Annotated in this window: 22 protein-coding genes; 11 read left to right on the top strand and 11 right to left on the bottom strand. The window is 20.8% G+C overall.

Features of this window, described 5'->3' with window-relative positions; all coding sequences use genetic code 11:
* Positions 1–594: 594 nt before the first annotated feature.
* The 6 genes from N3A58_03210 to N3A58_03235 all read left to right on the top strand — a co-directional run bounded on the left by N3A58_03210 (position 595) and on the right by N3A58_03235 (position 5,969).
* On the top strand, positions 595–2,094 hold the full coding sequence (locus tag N3A58_03210) for a tRNA pseudouridine(13) synthase TruD (GenBank protein MCX8058408.1): 1,500 nt from the start codon (positions 595–597) through the stop codon (positions 2,092–2,094).
* An 11-nt stretch (positions 2,095–2,105) separates the two neighbouring features.
* Entirely contained in the window at positions 2,106–2,696 is a 591-nt protein-coding gene (locus N3A58_03215) for a hypothetical protein (protein ID MCX8058409.1), read from the top strand.
* Between the two features lie 5 nt (positions 2,697–2,701).
* The gene (locus tag N3A58_03220) at positions 2,702–3,481 is read left to right on the top strand and encodes a YkgJ family cysteine cluster protein (GenBank protein ID MCX8058410.1); all 780 of its coding nucleotides are present in this window, start codon (positions 2,702–2,704) and stop codon (positions 3,479–3,481) included.
* A gap of 91 nt (positions 3,482–3,572) precedes the next feature.
* Complete coding sequence (locus tag N3A58_03225) at positions 3,573–4,391, top strand: DUF4867 family protein (GenBank protein ID MCX8058411.1); 819 nt, start codon at positions 3,573–3,575, stop codon at positions 4,389–4,391.
* A gap of 35 nt (positions 4,392–4,426) precedes the next feature.
* Positions 4,427–5,449, top strand: coding sequence for a patatin-like phospholipase family protein (locus N3A58_03230; protein MCX8058412.1), 1,023 nt, complete (start codon positions 4,427–4,429; stop codon positions 5,447–5,449).
* A gap of 130 nt (positions 5,450–5,579) precedes the next feature.
* Positions 5,580–5,969: a thioesterase family protein gene (locus N3A58_03235; GenBank protein ID MCX8058413.1), complete on the top strand. Its 390-nt coding sequence runs from the start codon at positions 5,580–5,582 to the stop codon at positions 5,967–5,969.
* Between the two features lie 37 nt (positions 5,970–6,006).
* Here the strand turns inward: N3A58_03235 and N3A58_03240 are convergent, their stop codons facing one another.
* Positions 6,007–7,248: an MFS transporter gene (locus N3A58_03240; protein ID MCX8058414.1), complete on the bottom strand. Its 1,242-nt coding sequence runs from the start codon at positions 7,246–7,248 to the stop codon at positions 6,007–6,009.
* Between the two features lie 401 nt (positions 7,249–7,649).
* Here N3A58_03240 and N3A58_03245 point away from each other — a divergent pair, with 401 nt between their 5' ends.
* The 4 genes from N3A58_03245 to N3A58_03260 all read left to right on the top strand — a co-directional run bounded on the left by N3A58_03245 (position 7,650) and on the right by N3A58_03260 (position 12,662).
* The gene (locus tag N3A58_03245) at positions 7,650–9,614 is read left to right on the top strand and encodes an NAD-dependent epimerase/dehydratase family protein (protein MCX8058415.1); all 1,965 of its coding nucleotides are present in this window, start codon (positions 7,650–7,652) and stop codon (positions 9,612–9,614) included.
* A gap of 94 nt (positions 9,615–9,708) precedes the next feature.
* Positions 9,709–10,710 (top strand): NAD(P)-dependent oxidoreductase, encoded by a 1,002-nt coding sequence (locus N3A58_03250; protein ID MCX8058416.1) that lies wholly within the window; start codon positions 9,709–9,711, stop codon positions 10,708–10,710.
* Positions 10,711–10,757: 47 nt separating this feature from the next.
* Complete coding sequence (locus N3A58_03255; GenBank protein MCX8058417.1) at positions 10,758–11,549, top strand: hypothetical protein; 792 nt, start codon at positions 10,758–10,760, stop codon at positions 11,547–11,549.
* A 99-nt stretch (positions 11,550–11,648) separates the two neighbouring features.
* A complete protein-coding gene (locus tag N3A58_03260; GenBank protein ID MCX8058418.1) occupies positions 11,649–12,662 on the top strand; it encodes an NAD-dependent epimerase/dehydratase family protein in 1,014 nt (337 codons plus the stop codon).
* Positions 12,663–12,742: 80 nt separating this feature from the next.
* Here N3A58_03260 and N3A58_03265 read toward each other — a convergent pair whose 3' ends face one another.
* The 9 genes from N3A58_03265 to N3A58_03305 form a co-directional block, all read right to left on the bottom strand.
* Entirely contained in the window at positions 12,743–13,318 is a 576-nt protein-coding gene (locus N3A58_03265; protein ID MCX8058419.1) for an HAD-IIIA family hydrolase, read from the bottom strand.
* Positions 13,308–14,216, bottom strand: coding sequence for a hypothetical protein (locus tag N3A58_03270; protein MCX8058420.1), 909 nt, complete (start codon positions 14,214–14,216; stop codon positions 13,308–13,310). Before N3A58_03270 ends, N3A58_03265 begins: the two co-directional genes overlap by 11 nt.
* Before the next feature lie 2 nt (positions 14,217–14,218).
* Entirely contained in the window at positions 14,219–14,524 is a 306-nt protein-coding gene (locus N3A58_03275) for a hypothetical protein (protein MCX8058421.1), read from the bottom strand.
* 38 nt (positions 14,525–14,562) lie between these two features.
* Positions 14,563–15,555 (bottom strand): AmmeMemoRadiSam system radical SAM enzyme, encoded by a 993-nt coding sequence (gene amrS, locus N3A58_03280; protein MCX8058422.1) that lies wholly within the window; start codon positions 15,553–15,555, stop codon positions 14,563–14,565.
* Positions 15,552–16,187 (bottom strand): Gx transporter family protein, encoded by a 636-nt coding sequence (locus N3A58_03285; GenBank protein ID MCX8058423.1) that lies wholly within the window; start codon positions 16,185–16,187, stop codon positions 15,552–15,554. Before N3A58_03285 ends, amrS begins: the two co-directional genes overlap by 4 nt.
* Positions 16,188–16,199: 12 nt before the next feature.
* Positions 16,200–16,574 (bottom strand): NusG domain II-containing protein, encoded by a 375-nt coding sequence (locus N3A58_03290; GenBank protein ID MCX8058424.1) that lies wholly within the window; start codon positions 16,572–16,574, stop codon positions 16,200–16,202.
* A complete protein-coding gene (locus tag N3A58_03295) occupies positions 16,571–17,551 on the bottom strand; it encodes a peptidyl-prolyl cis-trans isomerase (GenBank protein ID MCX8058425.1) in 981 nt (326 codons plus the stop codon). The genes N3A58_03290 and N3A58_03295 overlap by 4 nt, the downstream gene beginning before the upstream one ends.
* Before the next feature lie 282 nt (positions 17,552–17,833).
* Positions 17,834–19,564: a Mur ligase domain-containing protein gene (locus N3A58_03300; protein MCX8058426.1), complete on the bottom strand. Its 1,731-nt coding sequence runs from the start codon at positions 19,562–19,564 to the stop codon at positions 17,834–17,836.
* Positions 19,565–19,804: 240 nt separating this feature from the next.
* The gene (locus N3A58_03305) at positions 19,805–20,002 is read right to left on the bottom strand and encodes a DUF6485 family protein (protein MCX8058427.1); all 198 of its coding nucleotides are present in this window, start codon (positions 20,000–20,002) and stop codon (positions 19,805–19,807) included.
* Positions 20,003–20,234: 232 nt separating this feature from the next.
* Between N3A58_03305 and N3A58_03310 the strand changes: the two genes are divergently transcribed.
* Entirely contained in the window at positions 20,235–20,741 is a 507-nt protein-coding gene (locus tag N3A58_03310) for an SBBP repeat-containing protein (GenBank protein MCX8058428.1), read from the top strand.
* A gap of 363 nt (positions 20,742–21,104) precedes the next feature.
* On the opposite strand, the gene N3A58_03315 is transcribed toward N3A58_03310, so the two are convergent.
* Positions 21,105–21,236, bottom strand: a complete 132-nt coding sequence (locus N3A58_03315; protein ID MCX8058429.1) for a hypothetical protein — start codon at positions 21,234–21,236, stop codon at positions 21,105–21,107.
* Positions 21,237–21,353 lie beyond the last annotated feature (117 nt).

Below are 21,353 nucleotides of genomic sequence, written 5' to 3' on the forward strand. Positions count from 1 at the left end.
TATTATACAGCTGTTAAAAGAGGATGTAATGTAGATCAACCAAGAAACCTCGCAAAGTCTGTTACGGTAGAATAGTTATAAATTTAATTTATTTAATTTTTTTATATTTATTAATTTAATTTTCTATTTAATAGTTAATAATTTTAATTTGATTATGAAAAATATTAAATTTTTTTATTTTTTAATAAATATATTACTTTTTGTATTTTTATATTCTTTTCTAATTGTATATTTATTTAAATTCCTATTTAATATTAATAATAATTTTTTTAACTTTTTTTCAATTCTTTCATTTATTGTTTTTTTTATTATTCTTTTTAAGCCTTATCTATTTTATATAATTAGATTTTTAATTTTTTTTACTATTTTCTATTTAATTATTATATTTTATAAACTTATTAATATATATTTTTCATTTTTTTTATTAACTGTTTATTTGTGGTCTTTCCCAAAATTGTTAAAATTATATAATAAAACATTCAATTTTTTAAAATAAAAATATATTTTCCTAAATATGTAAAACAAAAATCAAAATAAAAGAAATCAATAAATTTAATTATAAAAAATATTTTTATTAAGATTAGGTATATATTAATGAAAATAAAGTGTAAAAATGAGGATTTTATCGTAAATGAAATCTTAGATATAAATAATATTGAAAAAATTAAATTTATAATAAATGATAATAAGGTATATATAAACAATAATAATAAAACAGATTATAATAATTATTTTTTTATAATAATCAAAAACAAAAAATCATATATTGAACATTTTGAGCTTATTAATGAAATTTCAGAATTATTTAAAATAAAAGAACATCAAATATATTTTTGTGGTATAAAGGATAAATATTCAAATTCTACACAAATTTTTTCAATTAAGACAAACTTGGAAGAATTAAATAAAAATAATTATCTTGTTGATTTTATAAAAAAAAGAGAAATAGTTTTACCAAAATTAAAATTAAGCTTTTTATGTTTATCAAAAGAAAATATAGGAAATGAAAATCTTATAAAGAATAACTTTTCCATTGTTGTTAGAGATATTATCGAAAATCAAAAAGAATGTATACAAAAAAATATAGAAGAAATAATTCTATATGGATTACCTAACTATTTTGATGAACAGAGATTTGGATCTTTTAAAAAAATAAATGGAATTCCTGGAAAATATTTTTTTCAAAGAAACTATGAAAAATTTTTGGTAACATTTCTCGAACCTTATGAAAATGAAAAAAAAGAATTAAAAGAAATCAAACATTTTATTTTAAATAATTGGAGAGAATGGAATCAAATTTTAAATAAGTTAGAAATATTTTTAGAACAAATTAAGAAAGAATATTATAAAAATAAAAGGAATAAAAACATATTAAAAAAAATATTAGATGAAGCTAAATTTTTATATAGAATAATCTCTTATATTAAAAGTTTCAATTCATCACCTTCTTTTTTTAAATGTACTAAATTTATCTCTAAAAATCTAATTATTCTATTACTTAACTCTTATCAATCAATATTGTTTAATTCTTTATTAAATAATTTTTTATATTTCTTAAATATTAACTATGATTTAACTATTCAAAAATATGAAAAATTAAATAAATTAACTTCTTTAAATTTTTTAACAAACCTTAATGCTAACTTTTTTTATTTTTATAAATTTAAAAATAATAATTATTCATATGAATTTTTTAATATATTAAAAAACTTAAAACTACCTTTAATTGGCTATGATGTAAATGAAAAATTAAAAACCCATAAAATAGAATTAGAAAAATTAATAGATAATTATTCCTTTACAGATGATAATAAATATTTCCTTGTTGATTTTATTTCAAAAAGTTTTAATTTTATTGAAAATAATGTTAATCAATTATTAAAAAAAGAAAAATTAGAATTATCAAAAATGAAAGTAAAATCTAAACTTAATATGGACATTGCAACTAAAATGAGAAATATTATAGTTTTCCCTGAAAACTTAACTTATAAATTTGAAAACGATGAAATATATAAAAACAAATTAAAACTAATATTAAATTTTAATCTTCCAAAAGGTTCATATGCAACTATTTTAATCAAAAGAATTTTTTAAAATTAAAATAAATGAAAAAAGAAATTGAAAAAAAATTTTTAATTAAAGAAAATCTTTTTTACAAAAATATTATTGACCTTTCAAATAATATATTTATTAAAATTCCTATCATCAAAAATATAGTTATTTTTATTATAAAATATTTCTCCTTATTTAACAACAAAAGTTTTATTATTTTTAAAAATTATATTTTTCAATATTATCTATTAAATGAAGTAGATAAAGTTTTAAGATTCAGAAATGAAAAAAAAATTAATTTATTAACTTTAAAAATTAATAGTGAATTATCTACCATATCAATAAAAAGCATTGAATTTGATCAAAAGTTAAATAAAAAATTTTCTAAAGAATTAATAGATTTTATAAAAAAAAATTATAATAATTATATTGAAAAAACTAGATATATAATTATATATAAAAGAAATACACTTGAAGTTGATTTCTTTGATGGTAATAATAAAGGATTAATAATTTGTGAGATAGAAAATAAAAATTTTAATAAAATAATGTTACCTCCATGGATAGACAAAGATATCACAGGTGATATAAAATACTTTAATTCTTATCTTCAAAAAAAACCTTATAAATATTGGAATAACTAAAATTTATGGAAAGAGTACTAAATGAGATAAAAAATAAAATAAGCTTTTTTGAAAATTTAAACCTTTTAACAAAAATTTATGAAAGTTGGGAAAATAAATTTAATAATATAAAAAATATCTTTAACATTAATTGTATTAATTTTTGCAGCAAATGTTGTGATACAAATGTAAATAATATTCAGGCTACAATATTTGAACTCTTAATACCAGCTATTTTTTTTTATGAGCTAATATTTAATAAAAATAAAGAATATATTGAAGATTTATTTCAGTTATACAAAATTGATATTTCTGAAGAGATCTTAAAAAGCAAAATTGTTAATTTTATATTTTCTAATAATATAAATCTAGATAGGTGTTTATTTTATAATAATCAAGAAGGTAAATGGGGCTGCTCTATTTATAATATAAGACCATCTATATGCAGATTATTTGGATTTTCTCTTGTAAAAGACAAATTCGGAAATCTAAATTTTTCTCCATGTAAAGAATTAAAAGAATTCTTATTTTATAATAAGAATAATAAAGACAAATTAATAAATTATAATATTAATTTAAATAATATGAATGATAAAATAAATATTACAAACTTTTTAAGAATAGATAATTATTACAATAAAATATCTAAAAGTAATTTGCCTATTTATGATAAACTTTATCAAGAAGTATTAACATTGAATTATCAATATACAAAAAATTTGTATAATATTAATGAAGCTTTTAAAAAAGCTTTTGAAATTATTTATTTAAAATTTTATATGTTTGAATATAATAATATTAGTTAATTTTATTTATATTTACATATTGATTTTTTATTTATATTTTCTTTTTATTTTTGTTATTTATATTTTATTAAAATCTTTAATAAGGTTAATTATGAATAAAAAGATAAAATTTAATTATAATATAAAAATTCATAACCTTGATAAAATAAGTCACAAAGAAAAAAAGATTTTTAATAGGTTTTTATTTTTTCATAAACCAAATAATTATGAATATGATTTAATAAAAAAATTTAATAATTATCTTAAAATATTTCCTGTTTCAGAAAAGAGGGTTTACTATATCCCATCAATCATTAACAATTTGAATGATTCTATAAAAAATTATAATTCTTTACCTAGTGATAATTCAGAAAAAAATGAAATAATAAAATATTTAGAAGAATTAAATAACCATTTCCAAAAATATTATTTCGGAAAAATAAATACTCAATGTGGAATATGTTATGGATATAATAAATATTTAAATTCTTTAGAATTTCATAAAACAAATGAAATAATAATTTCGTTAACTCCACAAATATTAGTTTTAGGTGATTTAAGAAATATTGATTTAAATAATAATAAAGGTTTTAATATTAATGACTTACAAGCTTTTTATATTTCTGAAAATACAATATTAGAACTATTTTCTACAACACTTCATTTTGCTCCAATATCTCTCAAAGAAAATCCTTTTTATTCATTAATTGTATTGCCTGAAAATACAAACCTATCTTTACAAGAAGATTTAAAAGAAATAAGAAAAGAAATAAAAGATAAAATCTCAAACGGTACTGAAAAAATTTTTGATTATAATTATTTTTTATTTGCAAAAAACAAATGGCTTTTTACTCACAGAGACTCTCCACAGTTTAAAATGGATGCTTTAGAATTTATAAAAACAAAAGAGAGACTACAATTAATAGATTAAACTTAAAGTTTAATAATTTTATTTAAGAGGTTTAAATGAAATCATTAAATATTAAAATGCCTATAAACTTTGTTCTAAGTGGTGGGGCAGCCAAAGGATTTATCCATATTGGAGTTTTAAAAGCTTTTGAGGAAATTGGAATACTTCCTTCATCAATAACTGGAACAAGTGCAGGGGCTTTATTTGGAGCTCTATTTGCTATATATGGCAATTTTAAGCAATGTAATGAAAAGATTGATTTTTTCTTAAATTCTAAAATATATAAAGAATTTAAAGAAAAATATCTTTCAACTGATCTTTTTAATAAAAAAGAGAAAAACAATGAAAATATAATAACCTTTTTTAAAAAAAAAGAGAAATTCAAAACCAAATTTTCCAAAATTACAAATTTTATTACTGAAAAGATTACATCGGTTATTAAAGATACAAAATCTATTTTTAATTTGTTTGATGATTCAGCACTAATTGAACCGGATGATATAAATAAAGTATATGAAGAAATTTTCAATGATTATACTTTAGAAAAACTCAAGATTCCTTTTATAGCCGTATCAACAGATATAAATAGCAAGTCCACTTTTTGTTTTAAAAAAGGAAATTTAGCCCAAGCTATTAAAGCAAGTACTGCAATTCCTTTTATATTTCCACCAGTTAAAATCGAAGATAAAATACTTTATGATGGAGGTATCTCGTCTAATTTACCGGTAAATGAATCAAAAGATAATTTTCAAGAAGGAATATATATAGGAGTAGACTTAGCTTCAAAGCCTTTACCTTTAGATGAAGACGCTAGTTTTTTAGAACTTTTTCAACAAATTATAAGTACTTCAATTTATTCAAAACAAATATCAGATGGAAAACTTTGCGATATTTATTTAGCACCAATCCAAGAGCCTATCGGTCTTTTTAATTTTGAACTTAAAGATGAACTTATTAATAAAGGGTTCAATTATATTATTTCCCAAAAAGAAAATATAATTCAAAAATTAAGAAATATATATAGTATAAAAAAAAGAAAAAAAATATTTTCAAATATATTTGGAATTAAACTTGATTAACTATAATATAAAATATAGCTTTATTAAATTTTAATATAATTTTTTTATTACTATATATTTGTTTTTTAAAATTTAATTTTATTAATTTTTAATAAAATAAAAATTTATATATTAAATTAAGGAGTACATAATGATAAAACAAAATTTCAATATAGGTGATAAGTTTAGTAAAGAATTAATTGTAGAAGATAAGCACACAGCTAAATTTATTGGCTCTGGGGGACTTGAAGTTTTTTCAACGCCTTCCTTAGTTGCACTTATGGAATTAGCATCAAAAGAATTTATTGATCCAAAACTTGAAAATGGCTATTCGACAGTTGGGATTGAAATATTAGTAAAACATTTAAAAGCAACACCTATTGGAGACAAAGTTATATGTAATGGTAAAGTAGAAGAAATAGATGGGAAAAAGATAAAATTTTTTCTTGAATGTTTCGATTCAAAAGGAAAAATTGGTGAAGGCACACATTATAGATTTATTGTAGAAAATGAAAAATTCTTAAAAAAAATTTATAGTTAAATTTAATAGTAATAAATATTTCACTCTTTTATCTAATTTATCTAATACTTAACTTTTTCAACTCATTTTTTATTATAAAAAAAACAATAAATGAGAGTAATTGAGTTAAAACTATAAAAATTGTTACAAATATTAAATTTGTCTTAAATAAAAACCCTATAATTGAGCTCCCTATAAAAATAGATATTCCATATATTGTATTAAATATTCCATAACCCAATCCTCTTTTTTTAAAATGAGTAATATCAGCTATAGCCGATTTCATGATAGTCTCGTGAGTCCCCATAACAATCCCCCACAAAACTACAGCCACAATAACAAAAATATTTTTATTCAAAAATAAAAAAAGAGGAATAAATAATGTAAATAGAGGAATTACAAATAAAAGAGTTAATCCTTCTATTTCAGAATCCTTTTTTTCTTTCATTATATCATAGATTTTTCCAACTATCAATGCTACAATAGCATCTATACCCATTGCTATAGAATAAAATAGAGGAATATTGCCATCTGAAAACATATTTCTTTCTTTTAAATAATAACCTATAAGTACAAAGCTAATAAAACCAATAGTTGTTAAGAATGTAAAAGTTGAATAAAGAAAAAATATTTTATTAAATTTATCCTTATTCTCTTCTTTTTTATTATCATTAAGCAATTCAAATTTTTCAGGGTCTTTAGCATTTATAAATGTATAAAATAAAATTAACATTAATAGAACAAATGGAATCCATAGCAAACTAAATCCAAATCTGTATTTAAAAATTAAATCATCTCTTTTAATAAAAAATAGAGCAAAGGTAAATATCAATGGACCTGCAAAAGCTCCAATTTGATCAAAGAATTCATGAATTGCAAACCCCATACCTGTCCCAATAGCTTTTGCATAAGATGACATTAGAGTATCTTTAGCAGGGCTTCTAATAGCTTTTCCTATCCTTTCCAGAACAATAAAAGCAGCTACTAAATACCAACTGTTTACAAGTCCAATCATTGGAACAGAAATCAAAAGACCATAACCAATAAATGTAAATAACCATGGAGCTTTAGTTTTATCGGAAAGATAACCTGAAAGAATTCTTAAAAAATATCCAAAAAACTCTGCAAAGCCAGTTATAAAACCAACTAAAACTATATCCAAATTAATTAGTTTTGTATATGGACCATAAACTGATCTAGCTGATTCATAAATAATATCACCAAAAAGAGATATAAAACCAAACATACCTATAACAAGTAATGCTTTTCTTTTTATATCACTAGAAATACTGTTTTTCATAATATCCCTCTATAATTATTTTTATAATTTTATTTGTATAAATATATTTTAATAATTTTTTTTGCAATTTATAATTAAAATAATTTTAATTATATAATAATTTTTAGCAAAATTAAATTTTAATTTATTTTTTTCAAAAACCAAATATCATATAAATGCAAAATAAATATATTTATTTTATAAAAATAATAAAGAAATAAATAAAAAAAATTAAAAAAATTGAAAATTAAAATAATTACAAAAATAAATAATTTTATTTTAAATTATATTTATTGTAAAATTAAATCCTATAAAATTTTAAAATATTTTGCAATAAAGTTCATAATAATATTATTTGTATAATTTGAAATTTATTTAAAAAATGTTATCTTTTTTTAAGAAATAGTAATGGGTTTGAAAAAATGCAAAAAAAATTAGAAATAAAAAAAATAGGAATATTTGGTGGAACAGGATTTATTGGGTCAAATATTGTTTATTATTTAAATAATAATATAAATAATATTAATAGAAAAAGTTTTCACACTCAGAATTATGAATTAATTTTTAATATAGATGAGATTATAATATTTTTTTCTAAAACAAGATGGAATAATTTAACTAAAGATATTGAAAATAAATTATTCAAATATGTTAAAATTGATATTTTTAATTATTCTGAGCTTATTGAAAAAACTAAAGAATTGGATGTTGTTATTAATTGTTCTGGTTTTGTTTCATTTACAAAAAAGGATAAAGAATCTTTATGGAAAATAAATGTTTATGGAGCTAAGAATATCCTTAAAGCATCTATACAAAATAAAATAAAAAGATTTATTCATGTTTCCTCAATTAGCATATTAAATCTTATGGATACTTCACATTATTTAAATGAAAATGATATTGGATTAACACAATATGAAAAAAAATTTCATTCATTCTCTTCAAATGAAGAGATTTTAACATTTGAAGAACTTTATGAAAAAGGTGATAAATCATTTTTAAAATTCATAAAAAATCCTTATGCTGATTCAAAACTTGCTGGGTATATTGTTTGTAAGGACTTAGCTCAAAATAATGAAATTGACTTTATAAATGTTATACCAGGGACTGTCGTTGGTAAAGGTGATATAAACCTTTCTATAACTAAATTGGTTTACAATATTGATAAAAACTTTATTTTCGGTACACTACCAGGCTTTTCTTCTTTTGTTGATTCTATTGATCTAGCAAAAGGAATTTTTAATTCATTGATTTATGGTAAAAATTTAGAAAATTATATAATATCTGGAGATATAGAAAATAATTTATCTTACAATGAATTTATCCAAAAGATATATAAAATACTAAAGGACTTTAATATTAACAGAGATAACTTAGATAAAATAAATAATAAGACAAAAACCAATAAAATTAGATATAATAAAATATTTTTAAAACTACCTAAGCTAATTACTTATCCTCTATCTATAATAGCAGAAAACATATTTAATAGCAGAAATTTAACATACTCATTGATAAAAAGTGGTTATATTAAAAGTAAAATTGAAATAGAAAAAGCAAAAAATGAATTAAATTATAAACCTGAAACTTCTATAGAAGAATCCATAAAAAAACTTTGTGAAGACTATTTTAATTATGATATAGCACAAACTATCAAACATAAAAATTTTTTCTTTTTTATTAAAAAATATTTCTCAGACCCCTGGGTAAAAAGAAATGGAATTATTTTTGTAAATGGAATTGAAAATATTTATGAATCAAAAAAGAGAGTTTATGTTGTTAATCATCCAACTACATATGATATACATACCATAATAAATATTTCTGATGATAACTTTTATATCCCTATTGATTATAAAGCTTATAAAGTTCCCATTGTTAGTTGGGTACTAACAAATTGTGGTTTCCCTCAAGTTTACCCAAAAGACAATAAACATATTCTTCCAGCAATGAGCAAGGCTTTAAATAATGGATATGCTGTATTTAATTCTATCAGAGGTGGAGATGTAACTCTTGGTCTTGATGAAAGAATTAGAACTGGTGCAGCTGTTATGGCTGATATAAATCAAGCTGATCTTATACCTTATCATATTTATATAGAAAAAGGTAAAAAAAAATTTGGAAAAGTTCCAGGAATAAATTTTAAAATCTATCCTTATACTTTTTATAAAAATGCAATTGTAATAGTAAATATTTTACCTCCTTTAAAATGGAAAGACTATCATAAAGAAAACATGAGTAAAGAAGATTATTATAAAATAATGGAAGAAATTGACAAACAATTTATACAGAAAGACAAAGAAATGGAAAATCTTTTTGAAGAAAAAAAAGAAGAGTGGAAAAACTTAAAAAGAAAAGGTGGAAGTCAAATTAAAATAAAATATTAATTTTATAAATTTATTTTCAAAATAATAAAATATTTTTATATAATATACTTTTCAAAAAGAAATTCAAAATTAAAAATAAATTAATGTTAAATTTATGGAAAAAATATTAATTACAGGTGTAAATGGTTTTATAGGTTCTAATATTGCTCACTATTTTTGTAGCAGAGGGTATGATATATATGGAACTATAAGGGAAAAATCAAATACTTATCTTATAAATGATTTGAATATTAAAAAAATAATTTGCGATCTTAATCAAATAAATGAAAAAATTTTCCCAAATGATTTTGATTATATTATTCATTGTGCTTCTATTGTATCTGATTTTGTTAATTACTTCATTGCAAAAAGAGATATTTTTGATTCAACAAAAAATTTTTTTGAAAAAGTTATAAAAAATCAAAATAAATTAAAGAAAATTATTTATATTTCAACCTCTCTTGTATTAGGCTATAAAAAATTAAATATTTCAGAAAAAAATCCAGGAATTCCATTAAAAAATAATTTTTATGTTAAATTTAAAAAAGAAGCTGAAAATTATATTATCAACTTCTGTAATGATAATAATATTAACTATACAATTTTAAGACCTGCGGATGTTTATGGCCCAAGAGATAGGACATCATGTTTTCACATGTTAAAAGCTATAGAAAGAGGAATACCTGTTATCGTAAGTCATGGCAATTTTGTATTTCCTTTTTGTTCATCAAATACATTATGTGAATCTATTGATGGAGCTATAAAATTTCCAGAATCAGACAAGAAAATATATGTAGTAACAAGTGGAATAAATATTACATGGAAAGAATTCTTTACATTTTTTCAAAAAAAATTCAAAAAAGTACAATGGATATATATTCCAACCATTTTAGCTAAAGCAGCTGGAAAAATCTCCTTTATTTTGCATAAAATATTTCCATCTTTTAAACCTTCATTAACACCATATAGGATAACAAGAATAACATCAAATACATCTTACGATATAAGTGAGACAATAAAAGATTTAAAAATAAATATTTATACTAACTATGAGAAATATTTAGAAGAAATATATCAATGGTATTTAAAAACTAAGGAATCTAAAATTAAATTTTAATTTTTATTAATAAATAATTTTTTAATAAACATTTTTAAAGGAAAAAATTGATTAAACTAACGATTAATTTTTTAAATTTACAATTAGTTACTGTTCTTTTTATCTCTTATGTTATCTCTCTAACTCTTTTAAAAACTTTTTTTTCAATAGAAATTATTAAAAAATACAAAAAAGATGATTATATTTCAACCCTATTTTACTTTCTTTTATTTTTTCTATTTCTTCTCTTTATCCCTTTTTTAATTATATTTATAAAAATTAATTTAGAGAAACTTAGCTTTTACTATTTTAAACAAATTTTATCCAATCTATTTAAATTAAATATAGGAAATTATAAGTTAGGTATAATCTTTTGTTTAATCTCAATACCTTTAATTATAATCATTCAACTTAAACAGGATCCAGAAATTATTAGTTTTTACCCTTTTGCAAAATCTACATTAAAAAACAAAAAAAAATTTTTAATCATTGAATCATTTTATTTTATCTTTTATTACATTACTTGGGAAGCTTTTTTTAGAGGATTTCTTCAAAATTTTATTTTTTTTATTTTAAATCAAGATTTGATATTAAAAGAGTTACTACAAAATAAAATGCCTTACTCCAACTATTTATTTTTTATTCTAATAATATCAATATCAATACAAACAATTATTTCAACACTATTTCATATAGGCCATCCAAAGACTGAAATCTTAGCTTCATTATTTGGAGGTTTTTTATTTGGAACAATTACAGTTATTACAAATTCTGTTTTATATAATATTTTTATTCATGCTTTTTTAGGAATCACTACAGATTTTTTTATATTAATAAGAAAAAATAAAAGTAATCTTTAATTAGAAAAAATATAAAAGATTATTTATTCAAAAAGAAATTAAATATTAATAATTAATTTTAATGTAAATAAAAATATAAATAAAGATAAGGAAAAAAATATGAATATTCTTGTTACTGGAGCAACTGGATTTTTAGGACAAACTCTATTATCATACATTTTTAATGATAACTACTTCAAGGATTCAAATATTTATTCTTTTGTTATCCCAGGTGATAAATTTGAAAATGATATTAAAAAATATGAAAATTTAAAAATTGTATATGGGGATATCAGAAATTATGAAGACACTTTAAAAGCAACCAGAAACATTGATATAGTAATAAACTGCGCTGGGCTTATATCTTATTGGAAAAAAGATTTGCCAAAATTACTAGATATTAATTATAAAGGGGTTTCTAATATTGTCAATTCTTGTATAATAAATAATATAAAAAAATTAATTCATATATCATCTGTTGGAGCTATAGGTTTCTTTAAAGATGGAACTCTTGCAGATGAAAATACACCATATAATTACCCAAAAAATCTTTACTATATGTATAGTAAGTATTTGGGGCAAAAAGTTATTGAAGATAATATTAAGAGTAATAAAATAAATGCTATAATTCTTTGTCCAGCTTCTATTATGGGACCTGGAGATCCTGATATTAATACTCCTCATAATCAGATATATAAGAGGGTTTATGAAGGTAAATTTTTTGGATGCTTTTCTGGCGGGCTTGCAGTTGTAGATGTTAGAGATATTGTTAAAATAATAATAAAGATCATAAAAAATAATTACAAAAATGATAAATATCTCATAGTTGGAAAAAATCTTCGATATAAAGAAGTAATTAAAACAATCGAAAAATATTCTGGTAAAAAAACATATCCTTTTTCAATTACACCATTTATATTAACATTTGCTGGATCAATCCTAGAAACTATATCTTTAATAACTAATAAAAAACCATTACTTACAAAAGCTTATGGAAGGCTGAGTGGCTGGAAAGCTTATTATTCAAATAAAAAAAGCATTGAAACTTTTAACCATTCATATATTGATTTTGATAAAACTATAGAAGATTCCTGTAAATATTTTGAAGAAAAATTTCTTAAAAATAACTTTTAAAAAGATCTATTAAAAAGTGTTTTTAGAAAGAGAATAATTACAAATAATTTTATTTAGTTATTATTATTATATTTTTATTTTTATACTATATATTTATAAAGATATTTGAAATCTTTTATCTTAACAATATTATATTTTTTAATTAGTTCTTCTTCTAACAAATAATCTTTTTTAGAATCAAATCTTTTCTTATTTTTCTCTATTTCAGGGTAACCTCTTTCAACAAATATAATATTCATTCCACAATTTATCCCAAGATATACATCAGATATTCTATCTCCAATAATATAACTTTTGCTTAAATCTATATTATAAAGAGCTTCTGCTCTTTTAATATTTAATACTTCTGGTTTTCTACAATTGCAATTCTCTTCTGGCATGTGAGGACAATAAAAATAATTAATAAAAACTATTCCATTTAAAAGAAAATAATTTATAAATTTTTTCATGTTTTGATCAAATATATCTTTTGAAAAAAATCCTCTATTTATACCTGATTGATTTGTTATTATAAAAAGTAAATATTCTCTTTCTTTTAAAAAAAATAATCCTTCCAAAACATCATCAAAAATTAAAGATTCATTAAAATTTGGATCATATCCATTATCTTTAATTAAAGTATTTTCCTTATCAAAAAAAATAGCTTTATTCTTCATAATAATAATATCCTTCAAAAAGAATATGTGAATTAACTTTTTGATAAATCAAATCATTATAATTATAATTTCTTATTATCCCACCCTTATGAAAAAGATCAATATATGTTGAATTAATAATTAGATCAATATTTTTTGCATTCTCTTTTATATTTAAATTATCTTTTAAATCATCAAAGCAATTAAATAGAATAAATGCAGTTGATGCCGAAGCAGTTCCACATGCAAAAGTCTCCTTTGATCCTCTTTCGTATGTTCTTATATAAACATTGTTATTAAAAAAGTATACAATGGAGACATTTACCACTTCTGTTCCATTTTTCCAATCATTATAAAAAAAATTCTCATGAGTAAATATAAAAAGCCTATCTAAATTAAACGAGTAAAATTGACTAATATCCTTAAAATAATTATCATTAAAAAAATAAATAAAATGTTTATTTCCAATATCAACAGAATAAAGTAAAAAATTAAATTCTAAAAAATTAATTATTAAACCCTTAAAATTTTTATCTATAATAGGGCTACCTATATTTACAAGATAATTATTTTCATACTTTATAATCTTTTTTACTCCACTATCTGTTAAAATAAATAAAAAATCATTGTCTTTTAAATTTTCTATTTCTCCAATAGATTCCAGAAAAATAATACCTCCCTTTAATCCATTCCCACACATGTTTGCTTTTGAACCATCTGAGTTAAAAATTTTCATATAATACTTTTTATTAGACAATTTAGTAAAAACTATAAGCCCATCTGAAGCTAAACCATCAATAGATGAACTAACTTTTTTTGAAAATTTTCCATAAAATATATCATCTCGCATCTCTTTTTCAAATATGTAGATATAATTGTTATGATTATTATCAATTTTTTTTAAAAATATTTTTTCCATAATTAATTATTTTTTCCCTTATAATTTTTAATTCTTTCTATTTCATTAATATTTTTATTTTCTTTTATATCTATATTACCATCATTATTAATATTATTGACTGGTTCATCATCTTTATTATTATTATTGTTTATAATATCAATTATTTGTTTATAATCTGAATCGATCTTTTCAATATTTCTCTGCATTCTTAAATGATTAAAAAAGTAAAAACTTTTTTTATTAATATAATCTAAAATACTCATAATTAAAAAAAATATTGCTACTATAAAAAATAAAAGATCTTTTAATTTTATTTTTTTAATCATAAATACCTCTATTCTATTATAATTTTATTTCAAGATTATCAGATCACTATATTTATTTTATTTCCACAATGTTTACATAAATTACCATCTAAACCCAAAACCTTTGAAAAAAATCCTTTTCTTTCTATTAGTAAGCTTTTACAATTCGGACAAATAGTATCTTCATATCCGCCATAAAAATTTCCAGTATAAACATATTTTAAATATTTTTTACATATATCAGCTAATCTAACTATTTTATCTGTGTTAGTTGGGGGAATGCTCATTTTATATTGTGGAAAATATCTTGAAAGATGAAGAGGGATATCAGCTGAGAGTGAAAAGATAAATTTAGCAATATTTTCGATCTCTTCCTCTGAATCATTTTTACCTGGAATAACAAGTGTAGTTATTTCAATATGGATTTTACTAAATGTGTATTTTATAAAATTTTTAACAGGTTCAAGAGTACCTCCGCAAATTTCTTTATAAAAAGACTCTGAATAGCTCTTAAGATCAACATTTGCAGCATCTATATATTTTATTAAAGATTCAAGAGGTTTTATATTTATATACCCATTTGTAACTAGAACAATCTTAATATCTTCTAACTCCTCCTTGAGATATTTTGAATAATCATATATTGTTTCATACCATATAAGTGGTTCTGAATATGTAAAAGCTAAAAGATTACAATTATTTTCAATTAAAATTTTTTTTACTTCTTCTTTTGGAATGAATTTTAATGGAATATTGGTATTTTGAGATATAGAATAGTTCTGGCAAAAGAGACAATTGAAATTACACCCTGCAGTTCCAATTGACAGAATCTTTTCCCCAGGATAAAAATGATACAAAGGTTTCTTTTCTATAGGATCCATTGCAATAGAAGAAACCATACCATAATACATTGAATAAATTTTATTTCCTATATTTGATCTTGTTTTACATTTACCAAAATCTCCCTCTTTTATTTTACATAAATGAGGACAAAGTAAACACTGTACATAGTTTTGATCAACAACTTGAAAATATATAGACTCTTTCATCATGCAAAATCTCCAATTTCAAAAATAATAAATTTTCTTAAACTGTTACTAATATATCCAGTTAAGTAACCTGTAAATATAGATAAAACAGTAATAAAAAATATAAGATTAAACCCATAAATATCATTAATAAAAAATAAAGAATAAAATAAAAGTTGAAAAAAGTTAGAAAAAAATGAGAAAAAAATAGAAATTCCTGAAATAGAAAAATAATTTAAAATATTAACTGATAAATCAAAATTATTTTCTCTTATAATAATATTGTTTTTATTGCTTTTTTTCAAATAAATATACTTTATAAGAATACTTTGATAAAAATATAAACTCAAAGAAATAAGTTTAATTAAAATAATTCCAAAAAAAATACCTATAGCCCCAACAATTGACAAGAGAAAAGTTGGAGAAAGTATAGTTCCAGAAAAAATTGCAGAAATTATTGATTTTAAAACAAGGAGAAAAAATACATCTTTTAAATTCAAATTTTCAAATACCAAAAGAAAAGGAATATTAGAAAAGCCAATTTTGATAAAAATTAAAGGCTTTGGTAGAATATTCTCAATAGCACCAAATATACTTGATAAGGCTATAATATAATATATTAGATCTTTTTTATCATTAAATTTTAACTTATACATTTTTCAAGGTTTTTAATAACTTATAGAATCTATATTTTCAATTTTCTTTCTTTTGCAAACAACTTTAATAATTAACCCATTTGGAACACAATATATACATTCCCCATTATTTTTCTTTTTGCCCATTAAAATACAAATTCCATTTGGACAATCACTTTTAGAGACCCAAACTTCACCATTTTCAATATTTATTTGAATTTTACCATCTTTAAATAAAATAGTTTTGTCTTCTTTTAATGAATAAAGATAAGTTTTATTTTTATATTTTATATAAACTGTATCCTCTTCAAAATAGTATTGATTTGAACTATTTAAAATAAAAAAAAATAAAATATTTAGAAAAATTATTACTATAAGTAATAGTAAATCATACTTTTTAAAATTCATTTTATGACTTTCTTTAAATTTTCTTCATTAAAAACAATATCAGATTTTTCCATCAAAGAATCAATATAATTGTAAAAAAGTTCATTATAAATTTCATCAGTTAAAATTTTCCTAAGTTCATCTTTGATTTCATCAAACTTTTTCTCTTTTACATCAATTACATCTTCAACCATATATCTATAATATTCTTCTCCATACTCAATAAAAGGTGTAATATTGCCAATATTCGTATTCTTTATTATTCTACCTATACCTTCATCAAAAGCTTCAACAGGTAAAGGTTCAAGTAACCCTCCATCAAGTTTAAAAGTATCCTCTGAAAACTCTTTTACTAGATCAGCAAATGCAACCCCTTCTTCTAGTTTCTTATCTATAATATCTTTATTTTTATTATAATTTTCTTTCGATAAAGTCATCTGTCTTAATTTATATAATCTTTTAGGTGTTAAAAAATCTTTATTTTTTTGATAATATTCATAAAGATCCTTTTCTTCAAAACTTATTTTATCATAAACTTCTCTTTTTAACATAATTTTTAGTAATATTTCTTCTTTTAATGATTCATCAAACTCTTGAATTGTGATATTTTTATCATCAAGTATAACTTCAAATTCAATATCTTGGCCAAATCCCTTAATAAATTTCTCTTTCTCTTCTTTAAATAATTCATCTGGAACATCTACATTTTTATTTTTAGCATCTTGAATAATCAATCTTTCATAAATAAGAGAAAAAAGCGTTTCCATAAAGAGATTTCTTAGATCATTTTCATTTAACCTATAATTATCTTCTTTATTTTCAATTTTATTATTATCTTCATTACTAGAATTTATTTCATTACTTTTTTCTCTATAATAATTATCAACCTCAACTTCAAATATAGGTTTAACATTTTTATAGAATATATTTTCACCATTAACTGTACATAATACAAGTGAATCAAGTTCCTCTTTTTCTTTTTTGTTCTCCATTTTCATTTAAACTCCAATTTTTTTATTTGATTTATATTATAATTTGATCTATATTAAAATTTGATCTATATTTTAATTATAATATAGAATTCACTTGTTTAATACTATAAGTAATTTATCCTAATCATTAATATTTTTTATTAAATAATCATAATTAATTTATCATTAATACTATCCAAAATCGATAATACATTATTTATAATAACTAATATAATAATTAACATTTACAATAGAAAATATTCTATAAATATAAAAAAAATTTTTTATCTTTTGTTAATTAATTATAAATTAAACTTTAATATAATTTTTTAAATAATTTTTTGCTGTATTATAAATATCTCCTGCTCCAGCAAATACTATAATTGAATTATTAATATTATTTTCAAGAAATGAAAATAATTCTTTATCATCTTTAACTTCTATAGCATTTATACCTTTTTTTAGCAAACCCTCTACAAATATTCTGGCATTAATTTTTTCTTTATCTCTTATAGAATCTCTCTGCTCATATATCTGAGTTATAATAGTTAAGTCCGCATTATAAAAAGAATCCATAAAGTCATCAAATAATAAATAGGTCCTTGAATATTGGTGTGGTTGAAAGATAAAAATAATTTTTTTCTCTTTATAAAACTCTTTAAACATTTCAAGCAAAGTTTTAATCTCAGAAGGATGGTGTGCATAGTCTGTATAAACTTTATTATCAAATATATCAATTCCTAAAAAATCAAATCTTCTCTCTATACCTCCATAGTCAGAAATACTGTAAAATATTACTTCATTAAACATTTTTAAACTTCTTAAAACAATATAAACACCTGTAATATTCCCGCCATATTTTTGAGAAGGAAACGGAAAATAAAGATCAAATTCATCTATATATCCAAACTCTTTCTTATAAGCACTATTAAAGTATAATTTTGTATAAAAAAGCTCAAGTGAGCTATCGTAACCCTTGTATTGATAATAAACAGTTGGTACATCCTTATTTTTACAACAATTAGAGAGAAAGAATGATTTATCCGGAGTATAAAAAACAACTCTTTCTCTTAAGTATTTTTTAGAACAAATATATTTTGCAAGTTTTCTTTCAAATTTATTGTTTACATGTAAAACTAAATTTTTTATAACTTTATCTTTATTGTGATTTAACATAAAATGTTCTATAAAGTGCTTAAAACTTTTTATATAATTCTTTCCATTCTTATAATAGTCAAGATGATCTTCATCAAGAGAAGTTATAAGAATGATAGTTGGAAAAAAATTTGCAAAAGTCTCCTTATACTCACAGGCTTCACCTACAAAAATTATTTCATTCAATCTTAAAATATCTTTTTCTTTATTTATATTACTCTCATTAACAGCTATTTTATTATTTTGTTCATTAATATAAAAATCAATTTGGAGTTCATTTTTTGTCTGACCTGAAAATTTTCTTTCAAAAAATTTATAACTATTTTCTAAATAGCCACCATTTAATCCAAATTTTTTAATAACGGAACCACACAAAAAGTATGTATTAAAAACATTACTTACTGATTCAACTATTAAGGCTGTGCTAGAACTTTTACCATGGGTTCCAGCTATTGCCACTGATAAATATTTATTAAAAAAATAACTTAGTCCTTCCCCATAACTCATCACAGGAATTTTTAATTCTTTTGCTTTTAACAGCTCAGGATTATCTTTACTTACAGCTTCTGTATAAATAAGTAAGTCTATATCAGATGTTATATTATTCTCTGAATGTTTTATGTAGACATCAATATTAGATTCTTTTAATTTTCTTGTAATTTCATTTTCTTTATCTGAACTACCTGATACTTTTTTCCCCAACTGAATAAAAAGCCTTGCAAGAGCTGACATCCCTATTCCTGATATACCAAGAAAATAAATATGATTTGAATTTTCAATAATATTTAATAATTTTTTATTTTCTTCAAAAATTTCCTCTTTCTTAGAACAAAATTTAAACTTTTCTTTATTGCTTTTATGATTTTTCAAAATATTAAACAACATATACCCTTCTAGTACTTTATAAATTTCAAAAAATAATAATATAGCTTTCTATAAAATCAATATTTTTTATAAATTAAACTACTAATAATATAACTTATATTACTATTATTGTTTATGTTATTTCTATTTTTCTTTTAATTTGCTATTTATATGTTTCAAATCTTTTATAAAAATTATAATTTTTAATTTTTTAAAAAAAAGTATAAAAAATGCTCTTTCTTATTGTTTATTATTTATTATTTATTTATTATAATATTTTATAAAATTTTCTATACTCCTGTCATATGTTTTTTCACCTTTTTGATTAAAAAAACAACCAGGTATTTCACCATTTTTCCTATGATAATCAATACATTCACAACAAATTCCTTTTCTTGAACAAGGTTCATATGTGCAGGTACAATTTTTTAAGTTATTTGTTTTATTCTGACAGGACATAAAACCTCCAATTTATTGTTTATTTTATAATAGCTCTTTTAACTAACAATATATGATCCTCTATGAAAATAAATTAATTTTTATATATAAAAAATCAAGAAAAACATAAAACCTATATAATTTTTTTATCCAAATTAGTTAAGTTTTTTAATTCTTTAATTTTTTATTGAAATTATTTTTATAAATATTAATATATATAATATATTATTTCTAATTTTATATGGAGGAAAACATGAAAATAAAAAATCTTGCCATATTACTTTTAACAATTTGTCTTACTTTTCTCTCTTTAAACTCTTCAAATATTAAACTTAAAAATAATAGTATTATATTTAAAAACACTTTCAAAAATCAAAAACTATTTAACAAAAATTTAACAGATACAATTCCATACGATATAGCTCTTGACTCTTCTGGTAATATATATTTAACAGGTTATACTAATGGAAATCTTGATGGACAAAATAAAAATGGCACACAAGATCTTTTTTTAATTAAGTTTAATTCAAGTGGAGACAAAATCTGGACCATACGGTCTACTGGAGCTGATACAAGATCATATAATTTAACAATTGATTCTTCTGATAATATTTTTTTAACAGGATGGACAGATGGTAACCTTAATGGACAAATAAAATCTGGGTCAAAAACTTTATTTTTGATTAAATATAACTCAAGTGGTATTAAACAATGGATTAAACTACTTGGTGTTTTAAAAATTATTTTTTATAAAATCTAATATTTTTTTATTATTTCTTTTTAATATAATTTTATATAAATCAATATTAAAAATAATAATTTATTTTAAACCTGATTTGATAATATTTCTTTTTGTATTATAATTATTTTATATACATTATAAAAAAAACACTTTATAGGAACTTATTTATGATAAAAAATAAATTTAAAATTAATTATTATAAATTTATTATAATAATTTTTATTTTTTTATCATTAAATTTTTGTTATCCTCCAGTAAATAACAATATAATAATAGTAATAATAATAACAATAATAAATTTGTTAAATGGACTAAATTACTTGGAGTTTCTGGTGCTGAAACTATATGTACTCAAATAGAAATTGACTCATTTGGAAATATTTACTTAATAGGCTGGACAGGTGGTAATCTTGATAACGAAAATAAAACTGGAGCTAAAGATTTATTTCTTGTAAAATATGATCCAAATGGAAATAAACAGTGGACAAAACTTCTTGGGGCAACTGGATCCATTACACAACCATGGGATATAGCAATTAGTTCTTCTGGAGATATTTATTTAACTGGTTCTACAAATGGTCCTCTTTTAGGTCAACCTTATATTGGGACTCGTGATCTTTTTTTAGTTAA

The sequence above is a fragment of the Spirochaetota bacterium genome (assembly GCA_026415295.1).
GTDB lineage: Bacteria > Spirochaetota > JAAYUW01 > JAAYUW01 > JAOAHJ01 > JAOAHJ01.